Raw genomic sequence first — 8,887 nt, forward strand, 5'->3', positions numbered from 1 at the left:
TTAAATAAAATCACAAAAACAAATTCTCAACCGACAAGAATAAAAAATAAATCAATAAAAAAAACATAAAGATAAAGCAATAACCCATTGCACAATATTGGATCAAACCCACAATGACGGGTTCATTAAATAATATAAAAAAAACGCTAAAACAGGCTTTACACGCTTTTTGTTTTGCAATAGTATTTTTAAAAGGTTTGATAACAGCCGACCTTACGGTGTCGACAATGCCACTGTAAAGGTGATATCACCGCAACTTATCAAAGACGACAACGACGTCGCTTACCAGCTTATCCTTCCGCTGTCATACCAGCTAATCAATGTAATTCTCGTGTCTATCCTGATACCAGTTATGATTTATTATTAATTGCAGTGAAAGAATAAAAATTTCATTCGTTGCGTTCATATCTCCTGTTATTAATCCACCAAAAGAAAGTAATGGACGAACCAATAATCATTCCTTTCGAATAGGTTTCAATAATGATTTGTAGCGAGATGGACAATGACAATACATAAAGCAAAATTAGACGATATTCAAAATGCCAGTTCATCACTAGGGTTTACGCTTAGCCCCACAGAAGCAAAAGCTCATTTAGCCATTTTGGATGCTGTACATGCAGAGTACTGCATTGTTGATGCGCTACGTCCAAAACAACCGGCAGTGTCCTTTCCTCGTACACCCGGATATTTTCCTACTGACGAAGAAAACCCCTACAACGCCTGGTATGTGAAATCTGAAATCCGCGGCAATACTAACGGCCAATTGGCAGGTATTTCTTTTGCTATTAAAGACAACTTTTGCGTAGCCGGATTACCTATGATGAATGGCTCATCAACCCTACAAGGCTATGTACCAGATATCGATGCCACTGCAGTCACCCGACTACTTGAAGAAGGTGCCGTGATCAAAGGGAAAGCTCAGTGTGAATACTTTTGTGTTTCTGGCAGCAGTCATACCAGTGCGCAAGGACCCGTCATCAATCCTCGCAAAGCGGGCCACTCTGCCGGAGGTTCATCCTCAGGGTGTTCTGCATTGGTCGCTAGTGGTGAAGTGGACGTTGCTCTGGGCACTGACCAAGGTGGCTCCGTCCGTATTCCGGCTGCCTATGCGGGGTTTTACGGCATGAAACCGACTCATGGATTGATCCCCTATACCGGTGTAATGCCAGTCGAAATGACATTGGATCACGTAGGCATTATGTCAGCCGATGTGACCTTGAATGCAAAAACGCTCAATGTACTTCAGGGTCACGATGGCTTGGATCCTCGCCAACATACCCTCTCGTCCCAATCCGATGTTCTGGCAACATTACATCATGGCTGCCAAGGCCTAAAAATTGCCGTAGTCGAAGAAGGTTTTGCCTGGCCGAACTCGCAACCGGTCGTGGATGACGCCGTCCGTCAAGCCGCAGAATATTTCCAATCTCTAGGGGCACAAGTCACCACAATCAGTATCCCGTTACATCGTCACGGTCATGCGATATGGACACCTATTGCTACGGAAGGCACTCTGCAACAATTGAAAGGTTACAACTACGGCAGTAACTGGAAAGGTCTGTATATCACTAGCCTGATGCGAGCTCAACAGGATTGGCAACAACACAGCCAACAATTCCCACATGATGTAAAATCGTGTCTATTGGCCGGAGAATATTTCCATCGTGAATACAATGGCCAGTTCTATGCCAAAGCCCAAAATCTAGTACGTCGCCTAAAAGAGGCCTATCAAAGTACCCTTGAGCAGTACGACCTATTATTGATGCCGACCGTTCCTTTGCAAGCCCCAATGCTGGATGCTGAGCAAGACGACGTCGTGCTTTATGTCCAACGCGCACTAGAAATGAACGCCAATACGGCACCATTCAATGCTACCGGGCTTCCAGCCATGAGCTTGCCCTGTGCCATGAAAAATGACCTGCCTGTGGGGATGATGCTGATTGCTAACGACGGTCATGAGGGTACGATATATCAAGCGGCTTATGCTTTCGAGCAGGCTTATGACTGGACATCGTTGTAACAATAAATGGATTGTGTGATGAAGAAAATCGTTCCCACCGAACAAGGCTACCCGGTTGGTCTCCTATTCTCGACTGAGAGTCTCACCTCACCTGTCGAAAATACCCAGCGCCAAGGATCGTTACTAGCAATAGAGGAAGTCAATGCGGCTGGCGGTATTCACGGACAACCGTTAGTCCCAGTAACCTTATCGATTGGATCCCAACCCGAAGATTATCACGCTGCTGCTCAACAATGTATTGACCAACATGGCGTTCAGGTTCTGTTTGGGACCCATACCTCTAATGCCCGAAAAGCCGTTTTACCACTAATCGAGAATCGTCATGCATTGCTGTTCTATTCCACATTGTATGAAGGATTCGAATATTCGCCTAACTGCATCTACACTGGTGCGGCACCCAATCAGAACATTGTTCAGCTTGCCGAATACGTCATCACTCATTACGGCAAACGGGTCATGTTCATAGGCAATAACTATGTTTACGCCCATGAGTCCAACCGCATCATGAAAGAACTGTTCGAATCCGTCGAGGGTGAGCTGGTGGAATGCTTCTATTATCCATTTGGCAGCAAGCGAGAGCAGTTTCTGCAAGCCATGCGTGTCGCTGAAAAACTCCAACCGGATGCCATCTATTCTACCGTCGTCGGCACGGATACGATTGAATTGTATGAAGCATTTGCCCAGTCTTCCTTAAACAGCGCCACAACACCTATAATCAGTGTCGCGACCAATGAAACCGATGTACAAGGTATGTCGTCATCTGCCGCTGCTGGACACCTGGTCTGTGCACCCTATTTTTCTTCCTTAGAAACCAAGCAGAGCCAACAATTTGTAACCCGATTTCAGGCGAGATTTGGCAAAGATGCTATTGTCACTGCCGGTGCGGAGGCCTCTTATTTTCAAGTTCACCTGTTTGCCAAAGCTGCAAACATGGTACAAAACTTAACCATTAATCATATTATCGATACCATGCCCAATGTTTCCTACCTTGCTCCACAAGGGGAAGTTCGCATTGACGCTAGCACCAATCACACATATCTAGCCTCACGGATCGCCAAAATTAGCGCCGTCGGACAGTTTGATATTATTCATCAACAAGACCATGTTATTCAACCAATACCTTATATGCTGCAATATTCCACTCAAAATATATTAGCTCAATAACAGGTAATAATGATGAAAAATGACGAAAGAAGAAGAAATAAAGTACAATTGAAGGATTTAGCCGGCCTCTCTGTCGGACTTATTCTTCCTCCGACGTCTGAAACACAGCTTATTATTAAACAACTAGTTCGTATCAGCTGTCAGCCCGTTGTTATTTGGCCTATCCCAAAAGTATTACCAGAAAATATTGAGGTTGCCATTATTTCTGTTGAACCAGAATATCGTTCTCAGGTAAAAACCTTGGCCGATTCCTTAACTGAGTTGAGTCCGCCTGTCATCGTAATAGTGGAATTTGAAGACCCTTCTACGCTGCAAAGTGTGTTAGAAATGAATGCAGGAGCCGTACTGGAGCGACCGGTAAAACCTTTTGGTTTACTCACTAACCTAATGTTGACCAGAGCAAATTGGCAACAGCGCGTGCATGCTCACGAGGTAAAAAAAGCGATTGAGGAGAAAAAGTCACTAGATGCCACAGTGTGCGCTGCGCAGTTTATTCTGACCAAACGCTATCAGGTTCCCGAAAGCGAGACTTACCGGTCATTACAAAAAATGGCGATGAATCACAGGGTATCTATGAAAAAAATAGCGGAGTGTATTTTATTAAATGACATTTCCGAGATACCTTAATTTGCGATGTAAATATCAATTATCCCGTTAAGTAAATTTAAATAGGAGAAGAATATAAATCAGGGAATAGATTAATTTGCCTAATTTTAACTTAGGCAACTCACACATTATTTTAATTTACAGGTGAACCTATGAAAAATAAGTTGTTCAGGGCTTGTTGCGCCTTAAGCATGTCTTTTTTGGCGACAAACGTATTCGCAGACGTCAAAGTGGGTGCTATTTATGACATCACAGGAGATTTGAATATTTTTGGCATACAACAAATTAACGGTGTAAACCTGGCCATCGATGATATTAATAAAAATGGCGGGGTGTTAGGCGAACAAATCAAACTGGTCACATACGACACTCAATCATCACTCAATAAGTACACCCAATTTGCCCGCACGGCGGTGTTGCGCGACGGATTATCTGCCGTCTTTGGTGGCATGACCAGCTCATCACGAGAAGCGATCAGACCGATTTTCCGCAAAGCCAATATGCCTTATTTTTACAGTACCATTTATGAGGGGGGAGCCTGTGACAAACAGACCTTTGTGACCGGCCCGTCCGCTTCCCAGCAGCTTAATCCCCTTATCAAATGGGCAATTAGCCAATATGGTCCGAAAATCTATGTCATGGCCCCCGACTATAATTTCGGCACTATCTCCGCCAGTTGGATTGAAGCTTATGCCAAACAGTTTGGCGGCGAAGTGGTGGGTAAAGATTTCTTATCTCTGACCACCACGGATTACGCGCCGACCATTCAAAAAATTCAGCGCTCTAAGCCCGATTTTGTTGTCGCCCTACCGGTCGGCCCCAGCCAAGTGGGTTTTATTGAGCAGTTTGCTGCAGCCGGTTTGAAAGACTCCATGCCAGTTGTCTCAACCAACTACAGCACTGGCAATGAACAAGTTTTACTCTCTCCCAAAGCCGGTGACGGTATTATCGCCAGCCAAGTCTATTTCATGAGTCTGGATACTCCGGAGAACAAAACCTTCCTTGATGCTTGGAACGAAAAATACAGTGACAGCAAGTCAGTTTCACCTGAAGCCGTAACCACCTGGAATGCGGTACATCTGTGGGCCAAAGCAGCAGAAAAAGCACAAAGCTTTGATCACGATAAAGTCATAGCGGCGCTGGAGTCCGGTGAAGTGACCTTTACTGGTCCGAACGGCCTAGTCACCATGGAAGGTCCATCTCACCATTTAAAACAAAACGTGTACATCGCCCGAGGGAATGACAACTACGGTTTTTCGATCATAGACACCTATCCCGATGCCGCGCCTGTCTACGAAAACCAAATGTGTGATTTGATCAGTCACCCTAAAATGGCGGAGCACTTCACGCCATAGTTGACCGCTCACTAACCACATGGCGCTGTTTGTTCAGCGCCTATTTCCCCTAAGGATTTTTTATGGATATGGACTATCTACTCACCGTGATGTTGTCATCACTCTCCAGTGCTTCGGTATTACTGATCGCCGCTCTGGGGCTCGCCGTAGTGTTTGGCTTAATGGGAGTCATTAATCTCGCACACAGTGAATTTATAATGATGGGTGCGTACACCGCTCTGACACTAACCAGGCTCGGTATCCCATATGTACTCACCATTCCCTTGGCCGTGATTTTTACTATGCTAATTGGTGCAATCATTGAACGGCTAATCGTCAGCCGTCTGTATGGTCGTATGTTTGATACTATGCTCGCCACTTGGGGGCTCAGCATGGTAATTCTGCAACTGGCAGTGGTGATTTTTGGCACCGCAACTCCAAGTGTCAATCTCCCTAACTTTAACTTTACTATTGGCCAATACAATCTCGCAGGGTACCCAGTGTTACTTATCGGGGTCGCGGCTTGCCTGCTCGCCTTTACCTATTTCTTACTCACAAAAACGACGTACGGAATGAAAGCCCGCGCCTCCATCCAGTCACCGGAAATGGCTCAGTCAATTGGCATTGATTCTCGCAAAGTGAATACACTCACGTTTTCCATTGGGTGTGGACTCGCTGGTTTCGCTGGCGCAGTATTACTTCCCATCGTACCAGCCACTCCCAGTATGGGAATGGCGTTTGCGGTCAAGTCATTCTTGGCGGTCGTCGTTGCAGGACCTGTAGCTTTATCCGGTACCGCATTAACCGCCTTAGGACTCGGTGGCGGCGCTTCCGTGACGGCGAGTTTTCTCACTTCTGTCGCTGGCGAAATTTTCTTCTTTATCATCACCGCGTTGCTACTGTGGCGATACCCGCTAGGCATCTCAGCCAAATGGCGCCGCAAACTGTAAACCGGAGGCATTATGAAATTATTCCCCTATTTGTTTAAAAATGCAGGCATTGTATTTCCTGTCCTCATTGCCGCAATCGGTATGTCAGCCAGTGGCTGGGTAGACCCCTATTTTGCATTTGTCGCAAGCTCTTGGGTCATTTTCGGATTATTGGGATTAAGTCTAGACATCGTGTGGGGTCGTGGCGGATTCCTAAGCCTCGGCCAAACCGCCTTCTATGGTCTCGGCGGTTATTTTGGCAGCGTGGTCGCCATAAACTACGCTCAGCAAGGCAATAGCCTTCTGTGGGCGTTGCCTGCCGGTGGGCTGTTTGGTGTACTGTGTGCCACCTTTCTGGGGTACATCATTTTCTACGCGCGTATGGGCGCCTTACAAAGCACTATCCTGTCTTATACTTTTACGCTTTTGCTATGGTCCGTCAGCCAATCATTTAAATGGCAGGTTGGTGAAGCGCTGATCGCAGGAGATAGTGGTTTATCTAACATTCCGGGCATCACACTGGGCATATACGGCAACAATGAATTACTAGATCCCAACGATAGTTTGTTTATTGCGATTTTGGTGTCATTAACTCTTTACTTACTGACTAAAGTATTAATGAGCTCATACTTTGGCCGTATCATCGACTGTATCCGAATCGATGAAGAGAAAACGGAACTGCTCGGTTATAACGTCCGTCAATTTAAACTACTCAACTTTATCTATGCCGGCGGTATTGCTGGTATCGCTGGTGCGCTATTCGCCCTATGGTCTAATTTCCTAAACCCTTCGATTTTTTCTATTCAAGAAGCTCTTCTGGTACCGATTTATGTGTTAGTCGGAGGTTTGGGAACTCTATTTGGTCCGTTTGTCGGTGCTATCACCATCGGTGCGCTTTCTTTCTATCTCGGAGGCGGTGCTATCGGTACGCAAACTACGCTGATTCTGGGCGCGACATTGATTTTTCTTGTACTGTTTCTCAAACATGGTTTACTCGGCACGTTGCGTGATTTTTGTTCTAAATATCTACCTGATCCCAATCAGGCTAGCCGGGAAAGTAAACCCGTTAAGATCGATACTGATGTGCTCAATACCCTGATGAACAGTGCGCGCAAACAGGTCGGTCCAGCAAAGAAACTGATCACTGATGGTTTGTATAAACGTTTTGGGGGAGTGGTTCCGGTCAACAGCGTGTCACGCACTTTCATTCCCGGTCGGCCTTACTCTCTAATTGGCCCTAACGGGGCAGGAAAAAGCTCATTTCTGAAAACCTGCGTCGGAATGTACCGTCCAGACAGTGGGCATATCTACATAGATGACCAAGATGTGAGTAGGGCCAAAATCTATCAGCGAGTCAATCAGGGACTGGGCGTAAAAAATCAAAGACCTCAGGTATTTGGCGAATTGACTGTCTATCAAAACCTGTGGATTGCCGCGTATTCCCGCACTCGACGCGCGCAAAGTGCCCATGAAATGAGCCTCTCCGTTGTGGCTATGCTCGGCCTATCAAACCAAAAATCCGTGCAAGCCGGTGCCCTATCTCATGGCCAGCAACAGTGGCTCGATATCGGCATGGTATTATGCCTGACCCCACGTATTTTGTTGCTCGATGAACCGGCGGCGGGAATGACTAACGAGGAAACTCGCGAGTTATCCCAACTGATTCGAACTCTGGCCGAGCACATGACAGTTGTGGTGGTTGAACACGATATGGAATTTATCCGCACACTGGAAGGCCACGTGACTGTGCTGCATCAAGGCGAAGTGTTCGCAGAAGGAAACATTCAGGCGCTGCGCAATGACGACAGTGTTCTGGACATTTACTTAGGGAGAAGAGCACATGTTTAATATTACCAATGCGACCGGCGGATACGGCAAAACCACAATTATTCAGGATATCGACATACAGGTTCAACCCGGTGAAGTGGTCGCTCTGCTGGGGCGTAATGGGGTGGGTAAATCTACCCTAATGAAATACGCCGCCGGGCACATCCCTCCCATGGGCGGCTCGGTATGCATGGATGGCCAAGCGGTAGCAGCCAATCCGACTCAACGGGCGAAATCGGGGATCGGCTATGTGCCCCAAGGTCGCTTTGTCTTTCCGCGTATGAGTGTGGTGGAAAATATTGCGGTGGCTGCTTCGGCCAACGGTTATCCACTGCAAGAATCCGTCGATGAACTGCTAAGTTTTTTTCCGATGCTAAAACCCAAAGCCCATGATTTGGCCGGCGGACTATCCGGCGGACAGCAACAAGTTCTGGCGCTAGCCCGCGCTTTAGCTATCCGACCCAAAATCTTACTACTTGATGAGCCGACCGAAGGGGTTCAACCCTCGATCATTGACGAAATGGCTGGCATCCTGAAACAGATAAATCAAGACTGGCAGATCAGCATGTTGGTTGCAGAGCAAGATCTGGACTTCTGTCTCTCCATATCCAGCCGTGCTTACATAATGGAAAAAGGACAAATCCGTAGGGCATTGGAAAACGAAGCACTGAAAGAGGACAAGGTCCTGCAGCAGGAATTATTGGGCGTTTAACGTTCTCATACTTGTATCGCGGCAGATCAATCTCATGCCGCGTATACTTTTCTGTCCAAAGCGCTGACACTTTCTCACTAAATAAATCACCTTAAAACTACAATTTTAGTCTAGTTCACACATACTAAAACCATCTCATCTAGTGAGATCGAAGACGAACTCCGAAGATTACGAAACCTGAATCGTCTATTCCCGTGCGGGTAAAGTCCACCCATAGCTCTGAATTATACTTCAAACAGCAAATACCCTTATTAATAAAATCTTATAAATGATACCGTGCAATTCCACTACAAGCCTA

At 46.3% G+C, this 8,887-nt stretch carries 7 protein-coding genes; all 7 read left to right on the plus strand.

The genetic code is table 11. The annotated features are described in order from the left end of the window. The first annotated feature begins 502 nt into the window (after nucleotides 1-502). The 7 genes from ACN0T0_RS20090 (at nucleotide 503) to ACN0T0_RS20120 (ending at nucleotide 8,589) form a co-directional block, all read left to right on the plus strand. A complete protein-coding gene (locus ACN0T0_RS20090) occupies nucleotides 503-2,017 on the plus strand; it encodes an amidase (protein WP_417228600.1) in 1,515 nt (504 codons plus the stop codon). Nucleotides 2,018-2,035: 18 nt separating this feature from the next. After that, nucleotides 2,036-3,181 (plus strand): transporter substrate-binding domain-containing protein, encoded by a 1,146-nt coding sequence (locus ACN0T0_RS20095; protein ID WP_417228602.1) that lies wholly within the window; start codon nucleotides 2,036-2,038, stop codon nucleotides 3,179-3,181. Nucleotides 3,182-3,193: 12 nt separating this feature from the next. Beyond that, nucleotides 3,194-3,808 (plus strand): ANTAR domain-containing response regulator, encoded by a 615-nt coding sequence (locus tag ACN0T0_RS20100; protein ID WP_417228604.1) that lies wholly within the window; start codon nucleotides 3,194-3,196, stop codon nucleotides 3,806-3,808. A gap of 131 nt (nucleotides 3,809-3,939) precedes the next feature. Beyond that, nucleotides 3,940-5,142, plus strand: a complete 1,203-nt coding sequence (locus tag ACN0T0_RS20105) for an ABC transporter substrate-binding protein (protein WP_417228606.1) — start codon at nucleotides 3,940-3,942, stop codon at nucleotides 5,140-5,142. A 62-nt stretch (nucleotides 5,143-5,204) separates the two neighbouring features. Next, nucleotides 5,205-6,071, plus strand: coding sequence for a branched-chain amino acid ABC transporter permease (locus ACN0T0_RS20110; protein WP_417228608.1), 867 nt, complete (start codon nucleotides 5,205-5,207; stop codon nucleotides 6,069-6,071). 12 nt (nucleotides 6,072-6,083) lie between these two features. Further along, the gene (locus ACN0T0_RS20115) at nucleotides 6,084-7,898 is read left to right on the plus strand and encodes an ABC transporter permease subunit (RefSeq protein ID WP_417228610.1); all 1,815 of its coding nucleotides are present in this window, start codon (nucleotides 6,084-6,086) and stop codon (nucleotides 7,896-7,898) included. Further along, nucleotides 7,891-8,589, plus strand: coding sequence for an ABC transporter ATP-binding protein (locus ACN0T0_RS20120; protein ID WP_417228612.1), 699 nt, complete (start codon nucleotides 7,891-7,893; stop codon nucleotides 8,587-8,589). Before ACN0T0_RS20115 ends, ACN0T0_RS20120 begins: the two co-directional genes overlap by 8 nt. Nucleotides 8,590-8,887 lie beyond the last annotated feature (298 nt).

This window comes from Amphritea sp. (genome assembly GCF_048266285.1).
In the GTDB taxonomy this organism is placed as follows: domain Bacteria; phylum Pseudomonadota; class Gammaproteobacteria; order Pseudomonadales; family Balneatricaceae; genus Amphritea.

Coding starts and splice junctions, on each gene's coding strand:
- ACN0T0_RS20095 (WP_417228602.1), top strand. CDS start 2,036: ATGAAGAAAATCGTTCCCACCGAACAAGGCTACCCGGTTGGTCTCCTA.
- ACN0T0_RS20090 (WP_417228600.1), top strand. CDS start 503: ATGACAATACATAAAGCAAAATTAGACGATATTCAAAATGCCAGTTCA.
- ACN0T0_RS20110 (WP_417228608.1), top strand. CDS start 5,205: ATGGATATGGACTATCTACTCACCGTGATGTTGTCATCACTCTCCAGT.
- ACN0T0_RS20100 (WP_417228604.1), top strand. CDS start 3,194: ATGAAAAATGACGAAAGAAGAAGAAATAAAGTACAATTGAAGGATTTA.
- ACN0T0_RS20120 (WP_417228612.1), top strand. CDS start 7,891: ATGTTTAATATTACCAATGCGACCGGCGGATACGGCAAAACCACAATT.
- ACN0T0_RS20105 (WP_417228606.1), top strand. CDS start 3,940: ATGAAAAATAAGTTGTTCAGGGCTTGTTGCGCCTTAAGCATGTCTTTT.
- ACN0T0_RS20115 (WP_417228610.1), top strand. CDS start 6,084: ATGAAATTATTCCCCTATTTGTTTAAAAATGCAGGCATTGTATTTCCT.